This is a genomic window from Bacillus sp. AFS031507 (assembly GCF_002584635.1).
In the GTDB taxonomy this organism is placed as follows: Bacteria; Bacillota; Bacilli; order Bacillales; family Cytobacillaceae; genus Neobacillus.
On sequence record NZ_NUOW01000047.1, the window covers coordinates 1 to 274 of the forward strand.

Consider the following 274-nt stretch of genomic DNA (forward strand, 5'->3'; position numbering starts at 1 on the left):
CTTCCCCGTAAGTTGGAATCGGGTCATGATTCAAGAAACTAGATTTAGAGGTATAGCTTTCTTCTCGGACAATGACTTGAATTCCATGTCGTTCTGCTTTGTATCGAATCATTCCTATGAAAGTGGCATATGGGATTTGTATGAAGGTTTGTTTTGTAGTCTTTTGCATATCAACCTCCATCTTCCAACCTTCATTTTTACCTATGATGATTGTATCAATGGTTCTTTCTTGAGCAATCTCCACCACTTTTGCACTGGCCTTATGTAAAAAATC

The 274-nt window shown here is 38.0% G+C and carries 1 protein-coding gene; it reads right to left on the reverse strand.

Going from position 1 to position 274, the window contains the following annotated elements:
* The coding region (locus COE25_RS31085) for an IS200/IS605 family accessory protein TnpB-related protein (RefSeq protein WP_180247628.1) at positions 1-274 on the reverse strand (274 nt) is incomplete at both ends.